The organism is Streptomyces sp. NPDC048185, from assembly GCF_043202495.1.
Taxonomy (GTDB): Bacteria; Actinomycetota; Actinomycetes; order Streptomycetales; family Streptomycetaceae; genus Streptomyces.
Genome location: NZ_JBIDAN010000018.1, coordinates 1 through 21,779, shown reverse-complemented (window position 1 = coordinate 21,779; position 21,779 = coordinate 1). Strand labels below are relative to the sequence as shown.

Below are 21,779 nucleotides of genomic sequence, written 5' to 3'. Positions count from 1 at the left end.
CATGACCAGCACCACCGAGCCCACCGAGCCGCTGTCGGTCGAGCAGCTGTCGGAGACCACCCTGCTGCGGTTCGCCACCGCGGGGTCCGTCGACGACGGCAAGTCCACCCTGGTCGGGCGCCTGCTGCACGACTCCAAGTCGGTCCTCGTGGACCAGCTGGAGGCCGTGGAGCGCGCCTCGGCGAGCCGCGGCCAGGAGGCCCCGGACCTCGCGCTGCTCACCGACGGCCTGCGGGCCGAGCGCGAGCAGGGCATCACCATCGACGTGGCCTACCGCTACTTCGCCACGCCCCGGCGCCGGTTCATCCTGGCCGACACCCCCGGGCACGTGCAGTACACCCGGAACATGGTCACCGGCGCCTCCACGGCCGAGCTGACGGTGATCCTGGTCGACGCCCGCAACGGCGTCGTCGAGCAGACCCGCCGGCACGCCGCCATCGCCGCGCTGCTGCGGGTGCCGCACGTCGTGCTCGCCGTCAACAAGATGGACCTGGTCGAGTACCGGGAGTCCGTGTTCGCCGCCATCGCCGAGGAGTTCACGGCGTACGCGACCGAGCTGGGCGTCCCCGAGGTCACCGCGATCCCGATCTCGGCGCTCGCGGGCGACAACGTGGTGGAGCCGTCGGCGGTCATGGACTGGTACGGCGGCCCGACCGTCCTGGAGCACCTGGAGACCGTCCCGGTCAGCCACGACCTGGCGCACTGCCACGCCCGGCTGCCCGTGCAGTACGTGATCCGTCCGCAGACCGCCGAGCACCCCGACTACCGGGGTTACGCGGGCCAGATCGCCGCCGGCACGTTCCGCATCGGCGACCCGGTCACCGTGCTGCCGTCGGGCCGCACCTCGAAGGTGGCCGGCATCGACCTGCTGGGCGAGCCGGTCGACGCGGCCTGGACGCCGCAGTCGGTGACGCTGCTGCTGGAGGACGACATCGACGTCTCCCGCGGCGACCTGATCGTGCCCAGCAAGGACGCCCCGGCCACCAGCCAGGACGTCGAGGCCACCGTCTGCCACGTCGCCGACGCGCCGCTGACCGTGGGCCACCGCGTGCTGATCAAGCACGGGACCCGCACCGTCAAGGCGATCGTCAAGGACATCCCGGCTCGCCTCACGCTGGACGACCTGTCCCTGCACCCGCACCCCGGGCAGCTCGTCGCCAACGACATCGGCCGGGTGAAGATCCGTACCGCCGAACCGCTGCCCGCCGACTCCTACGCGGACTCCCGCCGCACGGGTTCGTTCATCCTCATCGACCCGAGCGACGGCACCACCCTCACCGCCGGGATGGTCGGCGAGTCCTTCGCCGCCCCGGAGCCGGTCAACGACGCCGGCGACGAGGACGGTTGGGACTTCTGATCATGAACTCCCCCGACTTCTGGTCCACGTTCGCGAAGGAGGGCGGCCGCGTCGGCAGCGGTGCTCTCGGCAGCGGGCAGGGCGGAGTGGCGCGATGTGCGCGCTGACGTACGCGCACCGCATGCGCGCCCACACCCCCCACCCGTACAGCCGAAGACCTGCCGACCTCCCGGCCACGACCTGACACCTCGGACGATCCGACAGGCGTGACCGCCGGGCCAACGAGAGGAAAGCCTCCCGTGCCTGCCAACACCGCCCTGCGCCGCACCCTCGCCGTCATAGCCGCCCTGCCGCTCCTGACCCTCGCCGCCTGCGGGTACGGCTCCGAGGCGAAGGACGACGACACCGCCAAGGTCGCCGCGGGTGCCGAGAAGATCGACGGTCTCGACTCCGTCCGCATCGGCTATTTCGGCAACGTCACCCACGCCACCGCCCTCGTGGGCAACCAGAAGGGCTTCTTCCAGAAGGAGCTGGGGGCGACCGAGGCCAAGTACGCGACCTTCAACGCGGGTCCCTCCGAGATCGAGGCGCTGAACTCCGGCTCCATCGACATCGGCTGGATCGGCCCCTCCCCCGCGATCAACGGCTACACGAAGTCCAACGGCAAGAACCTGCGGATCATCGGCGGTTCGGCCTCCGGCGGCGTGAAGCTCGTCGTCGACCCGGACAAGATCAAGTCGCTGGCGGACGTCAAGGGCAAGCGCATCGCGACCCCGCAGCTCGGCAACACCCAGGACGTGGCGTTCCTCAACTGGATCGCCGAGCAGGGCTGGAAGGTCGACGCGCAGAGCGGCAAGGGCGACGTGACGGTCGTCCGCAGCGACAACAAGGTCACCCCGGACGCCTACAAGGCCGGTTCCCTGGACGGCGCCTGGGTACCCGAGCCGACCGCGTCGAAGCTGGTCGCCGCGGGCGGCAAGGTGCTGCTCGACGAGTCGACGCTGTGGCCCGGCAAGAAGTTCGTGATCACGAACATCATCGTGTCGCAGAAGTTCCTAAAGGAGCACCCGAAGGCCGTCGAGGCGGTCCTGAAGGCCTCGGTCGACACCAACGAGTGGATCAAGGCCAACCCGGACGAGGCGAAGGCCGCGGCCAACGAGCAGCTGAAGAAGGACACGGGCAAGGCCCTGCCGGCCGAGGTCCTGGACCCGGCGTGGAAGTCGATCGAGGTCACCGACGACCCGCTGGCCGCCACCCTCGACGCCCAGGCCGAGCACGCCGTGAAGGCCGGTCTGCTGAAGAAGCCCGACCTTCAGGGCATCTACGACCTCACGCCGCTCAACAAGGTCCTCGGGGCCAAGGGCGCGCCCGCGGTCGACGACGCCGGTCTCGGCGTCAAGTAAGCCCGGATCCGACCATTCCCAGGAGGTGACGACCATGGCCACGACCCTCGCCAAGGCCGCCGACGGCACCGAGGCGGCCACGCACGCCGCCCGGATCGAGCACGTCTCGAAGTCGTTCGCGGGCCCCGCCGGACAGCAGCTCGTGCTGGACGACATCACACTCGATGTCGCGCCCGGCGAGTTCGTCACCCTCCTGGGGGCCTCCGGCTGCGGCAAGTCCACACTGCTGAACCTGGTGGCGGGCCTGGACCGGCCCAGCGCCGGCGCCATCACCACGGACGGGCGCCCGGCCCTGATGTTCCAGGAGCACGCCCTGTTCCCGTGGCTGAGCGCGGGCAAGAACATCGAACTCGCCCTGAAGCTGCGCGGCGTGCCCAAGAACGAGCGCCGCGACAAGGCCGAGGAACTGCTCGAACTCGTCCGGCTGAAGGGCGCGCACGGCAAGCGGGTCCACGAGCTGTCGGGCGGCATGCGCCAGCGCGTCGCGATGGCGCGCGCTCTCGCCCAGGAGAGCAAGCTGCTGCTGATGGACGAGCCGTTCGCGGCGCTGGACGCGATCACCCGGGACGTGCTCCACGACGAGCTGACCCGGATCTGGCGGGAGACGAAGCTGTCCGTCCTGTTCGTCACGCACAACGTGCGGGAGGCCGTGCGGCTCGCCGAGCGCGTGGTGCTGCTGTCCTCCCGTCCCGGGCGCGTGGCCCGCGAGTGGACGGTGGGCATCCCGCACCCGCGCCGCATCGAGGACACCGCCGTGGCGGAACTGTCCGTCGAGATCACCGAAGAACTGCGTGGGGAGATCCGCCGCCATGGCCAGCACTGACACGACCAGCCCGGCGAAGGACGGCGGCGACCTCGCCGGTCTGGAGGCGGGCCTGGACGCACTGGAGACGGTGCAGCAGGGCCGCAAGCCGTTCCGGCAGACCTTCGTCGAGAAGATCCTGCCGCCCGCGGTCGCGGTGCTCCTGGTGCTGGCGGTCTGGCAGGGTCTGGTCTCGTTCGGCGTCGTCGACGACCCGACCAAGCTGCCCGCCCCGTCCGCCGTGTGGGACGTCGTCCGCGAGGCGTGGCTCCAGGGCGAGCTGCTCGGCTACATCTGGACCAGCGTCTCGCGCGGTCTGCTCGGCTTCTGCTTCGCGCTGCTGATCGGCACCCCGCTGGGCCTGCTGGTGGCGCGGGTGAAGTTCGTGCGGGCGGCGATCGGCCCGATCCTGTCCGGCCTCCAGTCGCTGCCGTCGGTGGCGTGGGTGCCGCCGGCCGTGATCTGGCTGGGCCTGAACAACACGATGATGTACGCCGTCATCCTGCTGGGCGCGGTGCCGTCCATCGCCAACGGCCTGGTGTCCGGCGTGGACCAGGTGTCCCCGCTGTTCCTGCGGGCGGGCCGCACGCTGGGCGCGACGGGGCTGAAGGGCACCTGGCACATCGTGCTGCCGGCGGCGCTGCCCGGGTACGTGGCGGGGCTGAAGCAGGGCTGGGCCTTCTCCTGGCGCTCGCTCATGGCCGCCGAGATCATCGCGTCCTTCCCCGACCTGGGGGTGGGACTCGGCCAGCTGCTGGAGAACGGCCGCAACGCCAGCGACATGGCGATGGTCTTCGAGGCCATCCTGCTGATCCTGATCGTCGGCATCGCCATCGACCTGCTGATCTTCAGCCCGCTGGAGCGGTGGGTGCTGCGCAGCCGCGGTCTGCTGGTGAGGAGCTGAGGCACCCCATGCACCGTCCGGTCCGCCCCGTCTGTCACGCCCGTCCCGTCCTTCTGGTCGTCGCCCACGGCAGCCGCGATCCGCGGCACGCCGCGACCGTGCACGCCCTGGTCCGCCGGGTGAGGGCGCAGCGCCCGGACGTGCGGGTGGAGACCGGCTTCCTGGACTTCAACGTGCCCTCCGTGCAGGGCGTGCTGGAGTCCCTGGCGACGGAGGGGGTGCGGGACGTGGTGGCGCTGCCGCTGCTGCTGACCCGCGCCTTCCACGCCAAGGCCGACATCCCGGCCGTCCTCGCGGACGCGCCGGCCCGGCTGCGGATCCGGCAGGCCGAGGTGCTCGGTCCTTCCCCGCTGCTGCTGTCGGCGCTGGAGCGGCGCCTGTACGAGGCGGGTCTCACGCCCGCCGACAAGTCCTCGACCGGGGTCGTGCTGGCCTCGGCGGGGTCCTCCGACCCGGAGGCGATCGCAGTGATCGCAGAAATCGCGCGGGAGTGGCGGCACACCGGTTGGTGCGCCGTGCGGCCTGCGTTCGCCTCCGCATCCCTTCCCCGCACCGAGGACGCGGTCCGTGAACTGCGCGCGGCCGGCTGCGCACGCGTCGCCGTCGCCCCGTACGTGCTGGCACCCGGTTTCCTGCCGGACCGCATCGCGCGGGGCGCTGCCGGGGCGGACGTGCTGGCGGACGTGCTGGGCGCGGCGCCCGAGGTGGCGCGGCTGCTGCTGGAGCGCTACGACGCGGCGCGCGCGCCGCGGCCGGCGCTGGTGGCGGTCGGCGCCTGAGGCCGGCCGGGCCGGACAGCGGACACGGAGTCAGGGGCCGGGGGCGGTCAGTTCCACCAGTTTGACGACCGTGTTCCAGTTGCGGCTGGTGGCGATCACGCCCTTGTTCACGCGGGGCTTCGACAGCGCCTCGGCCAGCTTGGAGCGGCCCAGGCCGTCCGGCGCGTACAGGTACAGGGCGCGGTCGCCTAGCCGGAACTCCTCGGGCAGGAAGGCGGCCCGGTCGACCGGCGCGAAGCGCTCCTCGTCGACCGGCGCCGAGAAGTAGGTGACGTGGAGCTGTCGGGCCTCCAGGCCGGCGGCGGGGAAGGGGCAGGCCTCGGCGACGGCCCGCAGATAGGCGTGGTCGCGCACGATCACGTCCACCGGGAAGCCGAAGTGCTTCTCGATCGCCTCCGACAACTCGGCGGCCAGCGACTCCTCGTCGCCGTGGCCGGACGTGAAGACGGCCTGCCCGCTCTGCAGATGGGTGCGTACGGCGTCGTGACCGAGGCCCTCCAGGAGCGTGCGCAGCTCGGCCATCGGGACCTTCTTGGCGCCGCCCACGTTGATCCCGCGCAGCAGCGCCGCATACGTCGTCGTCATGCGCACACCCTAGAGCGGCCGTCGCGCCCCGTGGGGGTGGGCGCGACGGCCGCGTCCGCCGGGCGGACGTGCGCGCCACTCTCGCCGATCCGGGGGCCGGGTTCAACCACTCCACGCGCCTGTGACTCGTTCAACAACCCTTCGGAAGGGAACGTGGCGGAATCCGGGCCGCCGGGCGCACCCTGATCACCGCCCCCGAGAGGCCCGGGTAGATGTAAGGGGCCGCCGTCCTCCCCAGCGGTGAGGCCGGACGTCCGAGGGGATGAGCCTGCCCCCGTTCCACGTCACCGGTCAGCACGACGAGACGGACTTATCCGGGCCATACCTTCGAAGCGGAAGGTGGCGGCAGGGGGCCTCCACCGAGGACGAGGGGGCAAGCCCGTCATGGGGAACGGAGACACACGGGTGCGGGGCATCGCCGCCCGGGCCGGCGGCTGGAGCGCCCGGCACCGATGGGCTGCCGTCGGAATCTGGGTACTGTTCGTCGTCCTGGCGATGGGGCTCGGCTCGGCGGCCGGCCGGGTCGACGTCAAGGACAGCGACCAGATGGGGGGCGAGACGCACACCGCCGCCCGGATCGTCGAGGACGCCGGGATCGACGAACCGGCCGGTGAGAGCGTCCTGATCCAGACGAAGGACGGGAAGCTGACGGCCACCGACGCCGAGTTCCGCGCCGCCGTCACCGCGGTCGTCCAGGCGGTGGAGGGCACCGGGGAGGTCACCGGCGTAACCTCCCCGTACGAGGCGAGGACGATCTCGAAGGACGGCCGCAGCGCGCTGGTGCAGTTCGACATGCGCGGTGAGGCGGACACCGCGGGCGAGCGGGTCGAGCCGGTGCTGAAGGCCGTCGAGGGCGTCCAGAAGGACCACGAGTCGCTGCGGATCGAGGAGATCGGCGGCGCCAGCATGATGAAGACGTTCGACGACGCGTTCGGCGACGACTTCCAGAAGGCCGAGTACTCCGCGGTGCCGGTGGCCCTCGGCATCCTCCTCGTCGCGTTCGGCGCGCTGGTGGCCGCGCTGGTGCCGGTGGCACTGGCGATCACCGCGATCATGGCGACGATGGGTCTGATGGGCCTCGTCAGTCACTTCCAGCCGATGAGCGACACCGCCAACTCCGTGATGCTGCTGGTGGGTCTGGCCGTCGGCGTCGACTACTGCCTGTTCTATCTGCGCCGTGAGCGCGAGGAGCGTGCCGCGGGCCGGGACGCGCAGACCGCGCTGCGGATCGCCGCCGCCACCAGTGGCCGGGCGATCGTCGTCTCCGGCGTCACGGTGTGCGTGGCGATGGCGGGCATGCTGTTCACCGGCATCGCCGAGTTCGAGGCGATGGGCCTGGCCTCGCTGATGGTCGTCGCGGTCGCCATGGTCGGCTCGGTGACGGTCCTGCCGGCGCTGCTTTCGCTGCTGGGCGAACGGGTGGAGAAGGGGCGCGTCCCGTTCCTGCGCCGGCGTCAGCGCCGGGGCACCGCGGAGGGCAGCCGGTTCTGGACGGCCGTGCTGCGGCGCGTGCTCGCCAAGCCGGTCCTCTCCGCCGCCGTGGCGGTCGGCGCGCTGCTGGCCGTCGCCGCTCCGGCCGTCGGCATGAAGACGCAGAACCTCACCCTGGACCAGGAGTTCGGCGACTCGCTGCCCATCGTGCAGACGTACAACCGGGTCAACGAGGCCTTCCCCGGCGGCTCCGATCCGGCCGAGGTGGTCGTCAAGGCCGACGACATCAACGCGCCCGAGGTGCGGGCGGCGCTCGCCGACTTCCGGGAGCAGGCGGTCCGTTCGGGCGCCTCGCGCGGCCCGGTCGACATCACCATGCACGACGAGCAGAACGTCGCCCTGGTCCACGTCCCGCTGGTCGGCGGCTCCGACCAGGACCAGGCGGGCGAGAGCCTGGACAAGCTGCGCGACGAGGTGCGGCCCGCGACGCTCGGCAAGGTCGACGGCGTCGAGGCCCCGATCACCGGTCAGGTGGCCGGCAACAAGGACTTCAACGACCAGCTCGTCGGCTCGGTCGCGCCGGTCTTCGCGTTCGTGGTGGTCTTCGCCTTCCTGCTGATGCTGCTGTCGTTCCGCTCCCTGACGGTCGCGATCACCTCGATCGTGCTGAACCTGCTGTCGGTGGGCGCGGCGTACGGCATCCTCGTCGCCGTCTTCCAGCACGGCTGGGGCGCCTCGCTGGTCGGCGCGGAAGGGGTCGGCGCCATCGTCACCTGGCTGCCGCTGTTCCTCTTCGTGATCCTCTTCGGCCTGTCGATGGACTACCACGTGTTCGTGGTCTCGCGGATCCGTGAGGCGCGGCTGCGGGGGCGCACGACCAGGGACGCGGTCCAGCACGGCGTGGTCACCACGGCCGGGGTGGTCACCAGCGCCGCGGTCATCATGGTCGCCGTGTTCGCCATCTTCGGCACCCTGTCCATGCAGTCGATGAAGCAGATGGGCGTGGGCCTGGCAGCCGCGGTGCTGATCGACGCGACGATCATCCGGGGCGTGCTGCTGCCGGCCGTGATGGCCCTGCTCGGTGAGCGGAACTGGTACCTGCCGAAGTGGCTGCACCGGCTGCCGGACCTCACCCACGACGAGGCTCCCGAGGCGGTCGCGCCGCCGGCCCGGGACGACGAGGGCGAGCGGGTCGGCGTCTGAGCGGCCCGTGCGCAGGTGAGGGCCCGTCGGTTCCGGGTGAACCGACGGGCCCTTCGCCGTCACCGGCACGGACGGCGGTGAGGGGGAGTCAGGTCACCTCGAGGTTGGCCATCATCCCCATGTCCTCGTGTTCCGCGTTGTGGCAGTGGAACAGGTACCGGCCCTGGTAGCCGTCGAAGCGGGTGATGATCTCCGCCGATTCCGCCGGGCGCAGCGAGAGGGTGTCCTTGAGTCCCGCGTCGTGCGGCAGGAGCCCGCGTCCGCCGCGGGACAGGACCCGGAAGCCGACGAGGTGGAGGTGGACGGGGTGGTGGACGTCGGCGACGAAGCGCCACACCTCGACGGCTCCCAGCCGCGTGCGGACGTCCGTACGCGACGGGTCGAACGCTTTCCCGCCGATGACCCAGCCGCGGCCGTGCTGCGTCCGCCCGGCACGGAAGACGAACTCGCGGACCGCGGTGGCCTCGGACCGCCGCCAGGTGGGCAGGTCGCCGGCGAGCCTCGCGGGAACGCGGGTGTCGTCCCGGGCGCGGCGCACCACCCGGAAGGCCATCACCTCACGGCTGCGTCCGGACCCGAGCCGGTTGACCAGCCGCACCCGGCTGCCGGCCGGCAGTCCCGCGAAGTCGATCACCACGTCGTAGCGCTCGGCCGGGGCGAGCGGCAGGACGGTGTGGGTGACGGGCCTCTCGAGCAGGCCCTGGTCGGCGCCGATCTGCGCCAGCTCCAGGACGCGCCCGTCGTCGGTGACGGCCTGCAGCTCGTAGTGGCGGGCGTTGGAGGCGTTGAGCAGCCGCAACCGGTGGCGTACGGCGTCGACTTCGTGAACCGGCCAGGGCGCTCCGTTGACGAGGATCACGTCACCCAGTACGCCGGCGGCGAAGGACGCGTCCACGCCGGGCCGGTCGCGGAGCGTGGGGTCGAGGGAGGGGTAGGCCAGCGAGCCGTCGGAGGCGAACGCCCGGTCGGCGATCATCAGGGGCACCTCACGCTCGCCGCGCGGCAGGTCGAGGGCGTCCTCGATGTCGTCGCGCACGATGTGCAGGCCTGCCAGGCCGCGCCAGATCGCCGGGGCGGTGAAGTCCATGCGGTGGTCGTGGTACCAGAGCATGGCCGCGCGCTGGTCGAGCGGGAAGGTGTACTCACGCACGGACCGGGTGATCACCGCGCGGGGGTCGGACATGGCGTGTGCGCCGGTGTGGTGCCGGTGGGCCCGGGGGTCGGGCCAGTCCCGGGGGAGGACGAGATCGGTGGGGTAGCCTTCGGAGGCCGCAGGGGTCCGCCCACCGTGCAGGTGCACCACGGTCGGCACCGGCAGTTCGTTGCGGTGCCTGACGGTGACCGGCCGTCCGCGGCGGGACTCGATGGTGGGGCCGGGGAAGGTTCCGTCGTAGGTCCACAGCTCCGTCCGCACTCCGGGGAGGATCTCCGCGGCGACCCGGCGCTGGGTGATCTCGTACCGGTCGGTGCCCCCGGAGGTGCCGGCCGGCACGAGGACGGGCGGGATCGGCAGTGGCACGGTGTAGGGCTCGGGCAGCGGCACGGCGCTCCGCAGCTCGTTGCCGGTGCTCGCGGGACGGTGGGCCGTCGCGCCGGACAGTGCCAGACCGCCCGCCGTGACGAGGCCCAGGGCGCCGCCGATCCCCAGCACGCGGCGCCGGGGCCACTCCGCACCCCGGCCGCCCGGGCGGGGGACCCGCTTCCGGTCAGACACCGCTCTCCTCCCCCCGGAACTCGTCCGCGCCGCCGGGCCGGACGCCCACGGTGCGGCGGGGCAGGGGCCGCACCCAGACCGCGGCGGCCAGCAGGGCCAGAGCGGCGATGGTCGTCACGCCGAGGGGGAGGTGCACCCACAGGAGACCGGACGTCCCCGCCAGGTACTGGCCCGTCTCGGCCGCCACGATCAGCAGGGAGATCACGGCCGGCCACGCGCGGCGCGTGCGCACCCGGACCGCGACGCCGACCGCGAACTGCAGCAGCCCCAGCGAGAACACGACGTCGGCGCCGCGCGCGTGCCAGTCCAGGCCTTCGATCTCCCCGGTGAGGTACACGCCCGCGAAGACCGGCTGTCCGAAGGCGGCGACGGTGTGCGCCGTCACCACCGAGCGGAACAGCAGGCCGGCAACGCCGCTGACGCGGCGGTCCGTCGATGGTCGTTCATCCGTGATGGTCACACCCCTACGGTCATGTGACCGGGAGCATCACGTCAAAGATCAATATTGCTATCGTGCTATGCCGTCGGGGCTATGGGAGGAGGACAGGGCATGGATCTGCACGCGCTCGAGCAGTTCCTGGTCGTGGCGCGGCTCGAGCACCTCAGCCGCGCGGCCGGGGAACTGCGGGTCGCCCAGCCCTCGCTGAGCCGCACCGTCGCGCGACTGGAGGCCGAGCTCGGTGCCCCCCTGTTCGACAGGGCCGGCCGTCTGCGGCTCAACGAAGCGGGGCGGCTCTTCCGGGACCACGTCGAGCGCTCTCTCGGAGAGCTGGAGGCCGGGCGCCGGGCGGTCGCCGAGGCGGTCCGTGAGGGCGTCGGCACGGTACGGCTGGCGTCGGAGACCTTCCTGACCGTCACCGGCCCCCTGGCCGCCTTCAAGGAGGCCCATCCCGACGTCGATGTCGAACTCCGTCAGATGCCGGCCGCGGACATGCACCGTGCCCTGCACGCCCGTGAGGTGGACCTGTGCGTCGCCTCCCAGCCGATCCCGGCCGACGGGCTGGCCGCCGTCCGCCTGCACGACGAGCCGGTCTGGCTGGCGGCACCGCCCGGTCACCCACTGGCCTCCCGCGCCCGGGTCGGGGTCGAGGAACTGCGCGCGGCACCGTTCGTGATCCCACGCCCCGGCCACTGGCAGCGCCGCCTGCTGGACCGGCTCTTCGCCCGTCACGACCTGACCCCGAGGATCGTCTGCGAGGGCGACGAACCGGCCGCCCTCGTCGGCCTGGTCAGCGCCGGTATCGGCCTCACCCTCATCCCCGCGATGGCCCGCGGCGCCGACATCAGCGCGCCCTGCGCCTGGATCGGCATCGACGACCCCGCCTGCCGGCGCACCCTCACCCTGCACCGGGTCGCCGAGGGCCGGCTCTCGGCCGCCGCCCTGCTGATGCACACCACACTCGCCGCCTGGCCCTGGAACCCGGCGGGCGACACGCAGCGGTGACGCCTCGGGGGGCGGTGCGCGCGGCCGCCGGGTGATCGCGGGCCGGCCCGCGCCTCAGGCCCGGCGGGCGGCGAGTTCCGCCTCGATCAGGTCGGCCGCCCGGCGGGTGCCGCCCTCCTGGGCCATCTGCGCCTGGATCTCCTTCAGGCGCGCGGCCACCTCCGGGTCGTCGACCAGGGCGAGGGCGGCGGTGCGCAGCGCCTCGGCGGTGGCGTCCTCGGCGCTCAGGTGCCGGGCCACGCCGAGCGCCTGGAGCATGTCCGCGTTGCCGAACTGGTCCGCGGCCTGCGGTACGGCGATCATCGGCGTGGCGGTCGCCAGGCCCTCCTGGCTGCCGCCCGCGCCCGCGTGCGTGACGAACAGGTCGGCTTGCCGGAGGACCGCCGGCTGCGGCACCCACGACCGCACTTCCACGTTGTCCGGCACCTCGCCCAGCTCGGCGGGGTCGACGTGGCTGCCGATCTGGAGCACCACGTGCCAGCCGGGCAGGCCGGCGAAGGCCCTGACGCACTCCCGGTAGAACCCGGGCTGCTTGGTGAAGGCGGACCCGAGGGAGACGAGGACGACCTTCTCGGCACCGTCCGGGCGCCGCCACTCCCCCTCCGTGCTGCGGTCGCCCTGACAGGCGCCGACGAAGGTGTACGTCGTCTCGTCGACGCGGTCGGCGTTGGGCTGGAGCGCCTTGGGGATCAGCACGAGGGAGCGGTCCGGCCGGCCGGTGAACGGGTCGGGGTGCTGGGTGATGCCGTTCTCCTCCAGCCAGGCCCGGAAGCGGGCGTAGTAGGCCCGACCGCGCTCGGTCCTGCGCGGCTCCTCCCACATCGGCTCCGCGACCTCCTGCTCGTAGCCCTCCCAGGCGACCATGCACGGGGAGAGGGAGACGACGGGCACGCCCCAGCGGTGGCCGAGGACGCGGGCCGGGTAGGAGGCGATGTCGTGCAGGACGAGGTCCGGCTCGTCCCCCTCGTACGCCTCGGCGAGCTGGGGCAGCGCCTGGACGGCGTCGTCCAGGAACGGTTCGACGTTGTCGAGCAGGGTGGTCCCCCACGCCTCCGGGTCGGCGTCGGGGCCGGGCAGCGTGCTGTTCCACAGTTTGGGTTCGGCGCCCGTCCCGGCCACCTTGTCCGCGAAAAGCGGCGGGATCGCGTAGGTCACCCGGTGCCCCCGGGCGACGAGCTCGCGGATCACCTCCAGGCTGGGGTTCACGTGGCCGTGCGCGGCGATGGAGAACATGGCGATGTGGGCGCGGCTGGTCATGCCACGACCGTATGCGAGACGATACGTCTCGTGCAAGACGTTTCCGGGTGCGCGGCGTCAGCGCTGGTAGCGGGCGAGTACGAGGTTGCCGTCCTCCTCGAGCCGCTCGCGCAGTTCCTCCATGCCGATCGCCCCGCTGTAGTACTCCTGGAGCGCCGGGGTGGCGACCTTGTCCTTCCACTCGGCGTAGCCGCGGACGGTCTGCGCGGGCGCCGGACGCAGTTGGGCGGCGAGTGCGGTGCCGGTGGCCCAGCCGTACTCGGGGGTGTGCAGGGCGGGGTCCTCCAGGGCCCGGGTGCCGGTGGGCAGCATCCAGTCGCCGAGGGCGAGGCGGACCATGTTGTCCGGCTGGAGGAGGAAGTCGACGAACGCGGCGGCCTCCTTCTTGTGCGGGCTGTCCTCGGCGACGGACAGCGTCTGCGGGCTGACGCCCTGGGCGAGCCCCGCGGCCCCGGCCGGGGCGGGCAGGACCTGCCAGTCGAAGCCCTCGGGGGCCTGCTGCTCGATCTGCTGACGGTAGGAGAAGCCGAGCGGCACCATCGCGTACCTGCCCGCGAAGAAGCCGGGCAGGGTGTCGGAGCCGCCGCTGCCCAGGGTGGAGGCGGAGGCGCTGTGGTCACGGCCGACCTGGTCGCGGATGGTGCGCGGCACCACCTGGTCGGCCTCACCGAACCGGACGGTGACCTTGCCGTCCGCGTCGCGGTGGAACAGCCGGCCGCCGGTGGACAGCGACAGGTTGAGCGTGGCGGACACGGGCTCCTTGAGCGGCCAGGCCACGCCGTACCTGCCGGCACCGCTCAGCCGCTCGGTCACCTGCCGGAACTCGGGCCATGTCCAGGGGTGTTCCGGGGTCGGGATCCGGACCCCGGACTTCTCGAGCAGGGCCGTGTTGGCCATCAGGACGCGGGGTTCCTGGAGGAACGGCACGCCGTAGACGCCGTCGCCGAAGGTGGCCGTGTCCCAGGCGTGCCGCGGGATGTCGTTCCTCAGCCGCTGGGGCAGCAGGTCGGTCAGGTCGGCGAGGTAGCCGCCGTAGGCGAAGTCCGCGAGGTCGTCGGAGGCGTCGTGGATGATGTCCGGGGCCTCGCCGCCCTCGAAGGAGGTGAGGAGCTGGTCGTGGACGCTGTCCCAGCTGCCCTGGACGTACTGGACCCGCACGTCCGGGTGGGCCGCGTTCCACTCCTCGACCAGTTCCTTGTTGGCCCGCACGGACTCCTCCTGCCAGGCCAGGGACTGGAAGCGCAGGGTGATCCGGCCGTCGTCGGCGTCGCCGCCCGCGCCCGTGCAGGCCGTGAGCAGCAGGACGAACGCGATGAGGAGCGTGGTGGTCCTGGTGCGCATCAGCTCTTCACCGCCCCGGCGAGCATGCCGCCCGTGATCCGCCGCTGGACGATCGCGAAGACGACCAGCGAGGGCAGCGTCGCGAGGAAGGCCGCCGCCGCCAGCGGGCCGAGGTCCGCGACGCCCTCGGCGCCGAGGAAGTGGGTGAGCACGACCGGCAGGGTCTGTTTCTCCGGTGTCTTCAGCAGCACCAGCGCGAAGAAGAACTCGTTCCACGCGGTGATGAACGCGAACAGCCCGGTCGCCACGATCCCCGGTGCGAGCAGCGGCGCCGTCACCGAGACGAGGGTGCGCAGCCGCCCGGCTCCGTCGACCGCCGCGGCCTCCTCCAGCTCGGCCGGCACGGCCCGGACGTATCCGGCGAGCATCCACAGCGCGAACGGCAGCGACCACACGACGTACACCATCACCAGCCCGGGCACGGAGTCGATCAGCCGGAGGTTCTTCAGGACCAGGAAGAGCGGGATGATCAGCAGGACGAAGGGGAAGGCCTGGCTGACCACGACCCACCCGGTGGCCGCCCTGGCGAGCCGGCCGCGGTACCGGGCCATGACGTACGCCGTGGGGGTCGCGACGAGCACCGCGATCACGGCGGCGCCGAGCGCGGCGAGCAGGGAGTTGAGCGCGGCGTGCAGCAGCGGCTGCTCGTCGAAGGCCTGCCGGAAGTTGTCGAGGGTGGGGTTCTCGGGGATCCAGGTCGGGTGCAGACTGCCCAGCTCGCGCGGGGACTTGAACGCGACGGAGATCAGCCAGAGGAACGGGAAGGCCAGGAAGACGAGGTAGGCGAGCAGCGCGGCGTACTGGCCCACGCGGGCTCCGGTCGAGGTCCTCACGCGTCGTCACCTCCCCTGAGCCGGCCGACGAGGAAGACGGCCAGCAGGACCGAGATCACGGCGACCATGACGCAGCCCATCGCCGCCGCGTAGCCGAACTGACCGTAGTGGAAGGCCTCCTCGTAGGCGAAGAGCATCGGCAGCCTGGTCCGGCCGCCGGGGCCGCCGTTGGTCAGCACGTAGACGAGGGCGAAGGAGTTGAAGTTCCAGATGAGGTTGAGCGCGGTGATGGCGAGGGCGACCGGCTTCAGGGCGGGCCAGGTGACCGTGCGGAAGCGGCGCCAGGCACCGGCGCCGTCGACCGCGGCCGCCTCGTGCAGCTCGCGCGGGGTGTTCTGCAGGCCGGCCAGCAGGGCGACCGTGGTCTGCGGCATCCCGGCCCAGACGCCGACGACGACCACGGCGGGCAGCGCCGTGCCGAGGCCGCTGAGCCAGTCGCGGCCGTCACCGAGACCGAGGTCGCGCAGGGTCTCGTTGAGGATGCCGGCGTCCGGGTTGTAGACGAGCCGCCACATGATGCCGACGACGACCTCGGGCATCGCCCAGGGGATGATGGCCATGGCCCGGGCCAGCCAGCGCAGCCGCAGGTTCTGGTTGAGCAGCAGGGCGAGGCCGAGCGCGAGCAGGAACTGCGGCACGGTCACGCCGACCGCCCACACCAGCCCGATGCGGAACGACTCCCAGAACAGCGTGTCGTGCAGCAGGTCCTGGAAGTTGAGGGTGCCGATCCACCGGGTGGACTCGGTCCGGCCCGACTGGGCGTCGGTGAACGCCAGCAGGACGCCGTGGAGCAGCGGTCCGACGCTGAGCACCAGGATGGGGATCAGCGCGGGGAGCACCAGGAACCAGGCGCCGTGCCCGGGGTCGGGCCGTGGCCGGTCCGTGCCGGGCGCGCGGCGCGCCGGTCTCCTCACCTCGGTCACCGATGTCACGTGGTCAGCCCCTTCGCGCGGCTCGGACGGGCCTGGTCATGGTCGTGAAGGCGCTGTGCCCCGTCAAGGGACCGCGCACACGCTCCCACCTGTGCGAATGCGACACTGGCCGACGGATGGCGGGATCGCGACGGTGGACGCACACGGCTGACGTGTGCCGGCACCGGCGCGGAGCCGGGCCGTCCCCGGCGACCGCACCCGGCTCAGGCGCATCGGACCTGCCCGGGCGGGGCCGGTGACGAGGGACCAGGACGGACACGGAGGGCGGACGATGGACGAGGCACGAGCGCGGGAGGTGCTGGCCGCGGCGGAGGTGCTGCCCGGCCCGGCGGGGGAGGCGCGGCTGCTCGCCCTCGGGGAGAACGCCGTCTTCGCCGCCGGCGACCTGGCGGTGAAGGTGGGCCGCGACGCCGGACTCCTCGGGCGGGCGAGCCGGGAACTGGCCGTCGCGGTGTGGCTGGAGGAGGCTGGTGTGCCCGCGGTGCGGGCGGCCAGGCCGGAGGCGCTGAGCGTCGACGGCCACCCCGTGACCGTGTGGCACCGGCTGCCCGACGCGGTACGGCCCACCGAACCGCGGGACGTGGCCGGACTGCTGCGGCTCGTCCACGCGCTGCCCTCACCCTCCTTCGAGCTGCCGCCGCGTGAGCTGCTGGGCGGTGTGGAACGCTGGCTGCGGCTCGCCGGCGACGTGATCGATCCGGCGGACGCGGCGTATCTGCGCGAGCGCCGCGACGGCTTCGCGGCGGCCGCCGCCGCGCTCACGCCCCAGCTGCCGCCCGGCCCGATCCACGGCGACGCGCTGCCCCGCAATGTGCACGTCGGTCCCGACGGGCCGGTCCTGGTCGACCTGGAGACCGTCTCCGCCGACCTGCGCGAGCACGACCTGGTGGTGATGGCGCTCAGCCGGGACCGGTACGGACTGGCCGCCGAGGCCTACGACGCCTTCACGGCGACCTACGGCTGGGACGTGCGCGAGTGGGACGGCTGCGCGGTGCTGCGCGGGGCCCGCGAGACGGCCAGCTGTGCCTGGGTGGCCCAGCACGCGCCGAGCAACCCGAAGGCGCTGGCCGAGTTCGAACGCCGGGTGGCGTCGCTGCGGGACGAGGACCCGACGGTGCGCTGGTACCCCTTCTGACGGCGGGCCCGGTGCGGCCCGGCCGTGGCGGACCGGCCGGGTCAGACCCGCTCGCCGGCCGGCTCGCGGACCGGCCACCTCCCGTCGACGACGGCCGTGGCGTCGCCCTTGCGGCGCAGGAAGCTCTGGAAGTCCGCCGCCCACTCGGCGTACCACTCGATCTGGCGGTGGTGCAGCTCCGCCGGGCCGAGTGCGGCGACCTTGGGGTGGCGGCCGGCTATCGCGGAGGCCAGCCGGGCGGCGGCGAGGGCGTCGGCCGAGGCGTCGTGGGCGGCGTCGAGCGGGACACCGTACTCCCGGCAGACCGCCTCCAGGTTGCGCTTGCCGCGCCGGTAGCGGTCCACGGAGCGGTCGATGGTGTACGGGTCTATGACGGGCGCGGGGTCCAGGCCGCCCAGGCGCTCCCGCAGGGACGGCAGGCCGTGGCGCCGCAGTTCGGCGCTGAGCAGGGTGAGGTCGAAGGCCGCGTTGTACGCGACGACGGGGACGCCCGCCTTCCAGTGGTCGGCGAGGACCGAGGCGATGGCGTCGGCGACCTGGTCGGCGGGGCGGCCGTCGGCGGCCGCGCGGTCATTGCTGATGCCGTGCACCGCGACCGCGTCCGCCGGGATCTCCACGCCGGGGTCGGCCAGCCACTCCCGGCGGCCGAGCGGCTCACCGCCCCTGACCTCGATCACGGCGCCGGTGACGATGCGCGCCTCGCGCGGATCGGTGCCCGTCGTCTCCAGGTCGAAGCCGATCAGCAGCTCGCGGTGCCAGCCCATGGGCGGTCCCCCTCCTCGGTGGTGCGTTCCCCCAGTGGTCCCCACCTTCGCACGGGCCACTGACAATCAGAGGATCGCGTTCCGCTTGCCCGGGGCCGACGCCCGCGCCGGCGCTCAGGACACGGGGCGCGAATCCGCCCACATCAGCTCGAACTCCTCCCGGTACGTGGGGAAGAGTCCGGCTTCCTCGACCTGGTCCGACTTCACGACCTTGCCGCCGTTGCGCCCGTTGCGCAGGACGAGCACCGGCGCCTCCATCCCCCGCGTCCGGCGCAGGTAGGACTGCACGACCGCGATGCCGTCGGCGCCGTCCCCGTCCACGAGGTAGGCGGTGAAGCGGGGCGTCTCGTCGAAGACCTGGATCTCGAAGGCCCCCGGGTCCCGCAGCCGGGAACGCACCCGGCGCATGTGCAGGATGTTCGTCTCGACGGCACGGCTCAGCTCACCCCGCTTGATGCCCAGTTCGCGCTCGCGCCGTTTGATCGCGCTGGAGGCCGGATTGAGGAACAGCAGCCGCACCCGGCCGCCGGACTCGGCCAGCCGCAGCAGCCGGCGGCCGGAGAAGTTCTGCACGAGCAGGTTGAGGCCGATGCCGAGGGCGTCCACGCGGCGGGCCCGGCCGAAGATGTCCTCCGCCGGGAACTGGCGCAGCAGCCGGACCCGGTCCGGGTGCACGGCGACCACGTCGGCGTACCGGTCACCGACCAGGTCCTCCACCGCGTCGACCGGGAGCCGGCGCGCGGACGGCAGGTCGCTGCCCGCGCCGAGGACCTCCAGCAGCCGCGCCGAGGCCCGTTCGGCCTGATTCAGGACGGCCTCGGACAGCGCACGGTTGCGGGAGACGACGTTGCGGGTGACCTCCAGCTCGTCCAGGGCCAGTTCCACGTCCCGGCGCTCGTCGACGTAGGGCTCGAAGCACGGCCAGTGCTGGACCATCAGCTCCCTGAGCTGCGGCAGTGTGAGGAAGCTCAGCACGTTGTCGTCGGCCGGGTCGAGGAGGTAGCCCTTGCGGCGGCTGACCTCGCGGACGGCGACGGCGCGCTGCACCCACTCCTGCCCGGCGGGTCCGGCGGCGGCGACCACCCAGTCGTCGCCGTGGACCGGTTCGTAGACCGGCCGCAGGACGGCGGCGACGACCGCGCGCAGCCGCTGCTCGACGAGGTTCAGCCAGATGTAGGCCCGGCCGGCCCGCTGCGCGCGCGTGCGCACCTCGTGCCAGGCGTCGGCGTCCCAGTCCAGTTCCGGACCGATCGCACCCGCGTTCATCGGCCGCGCCAGGGACACCGCACCGGGCGGGACGTCCGTGGAGCTCCCCTCGTGACCCTCGTCACCAGGGGGCAGCTCCAGCCCTCCCGAGCCCACCCGCGCACCGCCTTCCGCTCCCTGGGAGCACTCCCGGTCAGACCCCGTCCAACGATCAAGGAAGGGTACTCCGCGAGCGGTGCGCGGTGCAGCCGGATCGGCACGCCGGTTTTCCCAACGTCCCTGATACACCGGCCCGTTCCGGGACCCGGCCCCGGGGCGGGTGAGCGGATTCATAGCGGTGACGTCGTACGGCGCGAACAGGACTGCCGGGAAGTCACCGGGAACGGATCGGCGCACGGTGGGTAAGAGGCACGTGAGTGCTAGGTGGTCGCCTCACTTTCGGGGAGACTCGGAGCCAAGGCGTCCGCACCGGCGCCGCACACCTGAAAGAGTCGTGTCCATGCAGGTCTGGCCTGGAGAGGCATATCCACTCGGTGCCACGTACGACGGCGCCGGCACCAACTTCGCGGTCTTCACGGAGGCCGCGGACCGAGTAGAGCTGTGTCTGCTGCACGACGACGGCTCGGAGACGGCGGTGGAACTTCGGGAGAGCGACGCGTTCGTACGGCACGCGTACGTGCCGGGCGTGATGCCGGGGCAGCGGTACGGCTACCGCGTCCACGGCCCCTACGCGCCCGAGCGCGGGCTGCGCTGCAACTCCGCGAAACTGCTCCTCGACCCGTACGCGCGTGCGATCAGCGGGTCGGTCCAGTGGGGCGAGGAGGTGTACGGCTACCACTTCGACGCGCCCGACAGGCGCAACGACCTCGACTCGGCGCCGCACACGATGTCGTCGGTCGTGGTCAACCCGTACTTCGACTGGGGCGACGACCGCCGTCCCCGGACGGAGTACCACCACACGGTGATCTACGAGGCCCACGTGAAGGGCCTCACCATGCGCCACCCGGGGCTCCCCGAGGAGCTGCGCGGCACCTACGCGGCCCTCGCGCACCCGGCGGTCATCGAGCACCTGACCGAGCTCGGGGTGACCGCCCTCGAGCTGATGCCGGTGCACCAGTTCGTGAACGACCACCGTCTGGTCGACATGGGCCTGAACAACTACTGGGGCTACAACACGATCGGCTTCTTCGCCCCGCACAACGCGTACGCCTCCTGGGGCGACCGCGGCCAGCAGGTGCTGGAGTTCAAGTCGGCGGTGAAGGCGCTGCACGAGGCCGGCATCGAGGTCATCCTCGACGTGGTCTACAACCACACGGCCGAGGGCAACCACCTGGGTCCGACACTGTCCTTCAAGGGCATCGACAACCCTTCCTACTACCGGCTGACCGACGATCCCCGGTACTACATGGACACCACGGGCACCGGGAACTCGCTGCTCATGCGGTCCCCGCACGTCCTGCAGATGATCATGGACTCGCTGCGGTACTGGGTCACCGAGATGCACGTCGACGGGTTCCGCTTCGACCTCGCGGCCACCCTGGCGCGGCAGTTCCACGAGGTGGACCGGCTGTCGTCCTTCTTCGACCTGGTTCAGCAGGACCCGGTGGTCTCGCAGGTGAAGCTGATCGCCGAGCCGTGGGACGTGGGCGAGGGCGGCTACCAGGTGGGCAACTTCCCGCCGCTGTGGACCGAGTGGAACGGCAAGTACCGGGACACGGTGCGGGACCTGTGGCGCGGCGAGCAGCGCACCCTGGCCGAGTTCGCGTCCCGGCTGACCGGTTCCTCCGACCTCTACCAGGACGACGGACGCCGACCGCTGGCCTCCATCAACTTCGTCACCTGCCACGACGGCTTCACCCTGCACGACCTGGTCTCCTACAACGACAAGCACAACGAGGCCAACGGCGAGGACAACCGGGACGGCGAGAGCCACAACCGCTCCTGGAACTGCGGCGCCGAGGGCGACACCGACGACCCGGCGGTGCGGGAACTGCGGGCCCGGCAGATGCGGAACTTCATCGCCACGCTACTGCTGTCCCAGGGCGTGCCGATGATCAGCCACGGCGACGAGTTCGCCCGCACCCAGCGGGGCAACAACAACGCCTACTGCCAGGACAACGAGCTGGCGTGGGTGTCCTGGCCCGAGGGCGAGGACGCGGACACCGGGCTGCTGGACTTCACCCGCGCGATGGTGTGGCTCCGCAGGGACCACCCGGTCTTCCGCAGGCGGCGCTTCTTCCACGGCCGTCCCGTGGAGGGCACCCACGACGACCTCTCGGACATCGCCTGGTTCACCCCGGAGGGCACGGAGATGACCCAGCGGGACTGGAACTCGGCGCAGGCGTCGGCCCTGACGGTGTTCCTGAACGGCAACGCGATCTCCGAGCCGGGCGCGCGCGGGGAGCGCATCGCCGACGACTCGTTCCTGCTGATGTTCAACGCCTCGCCGAAAACGCTGGACTTCGTGGTCCCCGTCGACCACGGCCGGCAGTGGGAGGTGGTGGTCGACACCGCCCGCACCGAGGGCGTACCGGCCAGGACGGGGACGAAGGTGCAGGCCGGGGACCGGCTGACGTTGGTGGACCGGAGCCTGACGGTGCTGCAGCGGCCCGTATAGAGCGTGCTGCCGGAGCGGTGCGGCCCCCCCCCGGGGGGGGGCCCGCCCCCGGGGGGGGGCCGGGGGGGGGGGCCCCGGGCCCCCCCCCCCCGGGGCGCCCCCCCCCCCCCCCCCCACCCCGCCCCCCCCCCC

Annotated in this window: 18 protein-coding genes; 9 read left to right on the top strand and 9 right to left on the bottom strand. The window is 72.4% G+C overall.

Annotation, left to right across the window (positions count from 1 at the left end; genetic code table 11):
• Window position 1 precedes the first annotated feature (1 nt).
• The 5 genes from ACGF3H_RS35075 (at window position 2) to ACGF3H_RS35055 (ending at window position 5,185) form a co-directional block, all read left to right on the top strand.
• Window positions 2-1,357 (top strand): GTP-binding protein, encoded by a 1,356-nt coding sequence (locus tag ACGF3H_RS35075; RefSeq protein WP_362496002.1) that lies wholly within the window; start codon window positions 2-4, stop codon window positions 1,355-1,357.
• Window positions 1,358-1,596: 239 nt separating this feature from the next.
• Window positions 1,597-2,700 carry an aliphatic sulfonate ABC transporter substrate-binding protein gene (locus ACGF3H_RS35070; protein WP_362496004.1) on the top strand — a complete coding sequence of 368 codons (1,104 nt, stop codon included), beginning with the start codon at window positions 1,597-1,599 and terminating at the stop codon, window positions 2,698-2,700.
• A 34-nt stretch (window positions 2,701-2,734) separates the two neighbouring features.
• The gene (locus tag ACGF3H_RS35065) at window positions 2,735-3,523 is read left to right on the top strand and encodes an ABC transporter ATP-binding protein (protein WP_362496007.1); all 789 of its coding nucleotides are present in this window, start codon (window positions 2,735-2,737) and stop codon (window positions 3,521-3,523) included.
• Window positions 3,510-4,406, top strand: a complete 897-nt coding sequence (locus ACGF3H_RS35060) for an ABC transporter permease (protein WP_362496010.1) — start codon at window positions 3,510-3,512, stop codon at window positions 4,404-4,406. Before ACGF3H_RS35065 ends, ACGF3H_RS35060 begins: the two co-directional genes overlap by 14 nt.
• Before the next feature lie 8 nt (window positions 4,407-4,414).
• The gene (locus tag ACGF3H_RS35055; protein ID WP_362496013.1) at window positions 4,415-5,185 is read left to right on the top strand and encodes a sirohydrochlorin chelatase; all 771 of its coding nucleotides are present in this window, start codon (window positions 4,415-4,417) and stop codon (window positions 5,183-5,185) included.
• Window positions 5,186-5,215: 30 nt separating this feature from the next.
• Here ACGF3H_RS35055 and ACGF3H_RS35050 read toward each other — a convergent pair whose 3' ends face one another.
• Window positions 5,216-5,770: a DUF1697 domain-containing protein gene (locus tag ACGF3H_RS35050; RefSeq protein ID WP_362496015.1), complete on the bottom strand. Its 555-nt coding sequence runs from the start codon at window positions 5,768-5,770 to the stop codon at window positions 5,216-5,218.
• A gap of 384 nt (window positions 5,771-6,154) precedes the next feature.
• Between ACGF3H_RS35050 and ACGF3H_RS35045 the strand changes: the two genes are divergently transcribed.
• Window positions 6,155-8,404 (top strand): MMPL family transporter, encoded by a 2,250-nt coding sequence (locus ACGF3H_RS35045; RefSeq protein WP_362496017.1) that lies wholly within the window; start codon window positions 6,155-6,157, stop codon window positions 8,402-8,404.
• An 88-nt stretch (window positions 8,405-8,492) separates the two neighbouring features.
• Here ACGF3H_RS35045 and ACGF3H_RS35040 read toward each other — a convergent pair whose 3' ends face one another.
• Both ACGF3H_RS35040 and ACGF3H_RS35035 read right to left on the bottom strand, forming a co-directional pair.
• Entirely contained in the window at window positions 8,493-10,118 is a 1,626-nt protein-coding gene (locus ACGF3H_RS35040; protein ID WP_362496019.1) for a multicopper oxidase family protein, read from the bottom strand.
• A complete protein-coding gene (locus tag ACGF3H_RS35035; protein WP_362496021.1) occupies window positions 10,111-10,578 on the bottom strand; it encodes a hypothetical protein in 468 nt (155 codons plus the stop codon). Before ACGF3H_RS35035 ends, ACGF3H_RS35040 begins: the two co-directional genes overlap by 8 nt.
• Before the next feature lie 90 nt (window positions 10,579-10,668).
• On the opposite strand from ACGF3H_RS35035, the gene ACGF3H_RS35030 reads away from it, so the two are divergent.
• On the top strand, window positions 10,669-11,562 hold the full coding sequence (locus tag ACGF3H_RS35030; protein ID WP_362496023.1) for a LysR substrate-binding domain-containing protein: 894 nt from the start codon (window positions 10,669-10,671) through the stop codon (window positions 11,560-11,562).
• 54 nt (window positions 11,563-11,616) lie between these two features.
• On the opposite strand, the gene ACGF3H_RS35025 is transcribed toward ACGF3H_RS35030, so the two are convergent.
• The 4 genes from ACGF3H_RS35025 to ACGF3H_RS35010 are packed head-to-tail and all read right to left on the bottom strand — an operon-like array spanning window position 11,617 to window position 15,925.
• Window positions 11,617-12,819: a glycosyltransferase gene (locus ACGF3H_RS35025; RefSeq protein ID WP_362496026.1), complete on the bottom strand. Its 1,203-nt coding sequence runs from the start codon at window positions 12,817-12,819 to the stop codon at window positions 11,617-11,619.
• 57 nt (window positions 12,820-12,876) lie between these two features.
• Complete coding sequence (locus tag ACGF3H_RS35020) at window positions 12,877-14,160, bottom strand: extracellular solute-binding protein (RefSeq protein WP_362496028.1); 1,284 nt, start codon at window positions 14,158-14,160, stop codon at window positions 12,877-12,879.
• Window positions 14,160-14,993: a carbohydrate ABC transporter permease gene (locus ACGF3H_RS35015; RefSeq protein WP_362496030.1), complete on the bottom strand. Its 834-nt coding sequence runs from the start codon at window positions 14,991-14,993 to the stop codon at window positions 14,160-14,162. Before ACGF3H_RS35015 ends, ACGF3H_RS35020 begins: the two co-directional genes overlap by 1 nt.
• On the bottom strand, window positions 14,990-15,925 hold the full coding sequence (locus tag ACGF3H_RS35010) for a sugar ABC transporter permease (RefSeq protein ID WP_362496032.1): 936 nt from the start codon (window positions 15,923-15,925) through the stop codon (window positions 14,990-14,992). The genes ACGF3H_RS35015 and ACGF3H_RS35010 overlap by 4 nt, the downstream gene beginning before the upstream one ends.
• 271 nt (window positions 15,926-16,196) lie before the next feature.
• Here ACGF3H_RS35010 and ACGF3H_RS35005 point away from each other — a divergent pair, with 271 nt between their 5' ends.
• Entirely contained in the window at window positions 16,197-17,060 is an 864-nt protein-coding gene (locus tag ACGF3H_RS35005; RefSeq protein ID WP_362496034.1) for an aminoglycoside phosphotransferase family protein, read from the top strand.
• A gap of 41 nt (window positions 17,061-17,101) precedes the next feature.
• Here ACGF3H_RS35005 and ACGF3H_RS35000 read toward each other — a convergent pair whose 3' ends face one another.
• Window positions 17,102-17,824, bottom strand: coding sequence for a 3'-5' exonuclease (locus tag ACGF3H_RS35000; protein ID WP_362496037.1), 723 nt, complete (start codon window positions 17,822-17,824; stop codon window positions 17,102-17,104).
• Between the two features lie 114 nt (window positions 17,825-17,938).
• Window positions 17,939-19,186 (bottom strand): SAV2148 family HEPN domain-containing protein, encoded by a 1,248-nt coding sequence (locus ACGF3H_RS34995; protein WP_362496040.1) that lies wholly within the window; start codon window positions 19,184-19,186, stop codon window positions 17,939-17,941.
• A gap of 343 nt (window positions 19,187-19,529) precedes the next feature.
• Between ACGF3H_RS34995 and glgX the strand changes: the two genes are divergently transcribed.
• A complete protein-coding gene (glgX, locus tag ACGF3H_RS34990; RefSeq protein WP_362496042.1) occupies window positions 19,530-21,647 on the top strand; it encodes a glycogen debranching protein GlgX in 2,118 nt (705 codons plus the stop codon).
• The last annotated feature ends 132 nt before the right edge of the window (window positions 21,648-21,779 follow it).

Coding starts and splice junctions, on each gene's coding strand:
- ACGF3H_RS35075 (WP_362496002.1), top strand. CDS start 2: ATGACCAGCACCACCGAGCCCACCGAGCCGCTGTCGGTCGAGCAGCTG.
- ACGF3H_RS35065 (WP_362496007.1), top strand. CDS start 2,735: ATGGCCACGACCCTCGCCAAGGCCGCCGACGGCACCGAGGCGGCCACG.
- ACGF3H_RS35060 (WP_362496010.1), top strand. CDS start 3,510: ATGGCCAGCACTGACACGACCAGCCCGGCGAAGGACGGCGGCGACCTC.
- ACGF3H_RS35055 (WP_362496013.1), top strand. CDS start 4,415: ATGCACCGTCCGGTCCGCCCCGTCTGTCACGCCCGTCCCGTCCTTCTG.
- ACGF3H_RS35050 (WP_362496015.1), bottom strand. CDS start 5,770: ATGACGACGACGTATGCGGCGCTGCTGCGCGGGATCAACGTGGGCGGC.
- ACGF3H_RS35045 (WP_362496017.1), top strand. CDS start 6,155: ATGGGGAACGGAGACACACGGGTGCGGGGCATCGCCGCCCGGGCCGGC.
- ACGF3H_RS35030 (WP_362496023.1), top strand. CDS start 10,669: ATGGATCTGCACGCGCTCGAGCAGTTCCTGGTCGTGGCGCGGCTCGAG.
- ACGF3H_RS35025 (WP_362496026.1), bottom strand. CDS start 12,819: ATGACCAGCCGCGCCCACATCGCCATGTTCTCCATCGCCGCGCACGGC.
- ACGF3H_RS35020 (WP_362496028.1), bottom strand. CDS start 14,160: ATGCGCACCAGGACCACCACGCTCCTCATCGCGTTCGTCCTGCTGCTC.
- ACGF3H_RS35005 (WP_362496034.1), top strand. CDS start 16,197: ATGGACGAGGCACGAGCGCGGGAGGTGCTGGCCGCGGCGGAGGTGCTG.
- ACGF3H_RS35000 (WP_362496037.1), bottom strand. CDS start 17,824: ATGGGCTGGCACCGCGAGCTGCTGATCGGCTTCGACCTGGAGACGACG.
- glgX (WP_362496042.1), top strand. CDS start 19,530: ATGCAGGTCTGGCCTGGAGAGGCATATCCACTCGGTGCCACGTACGAC.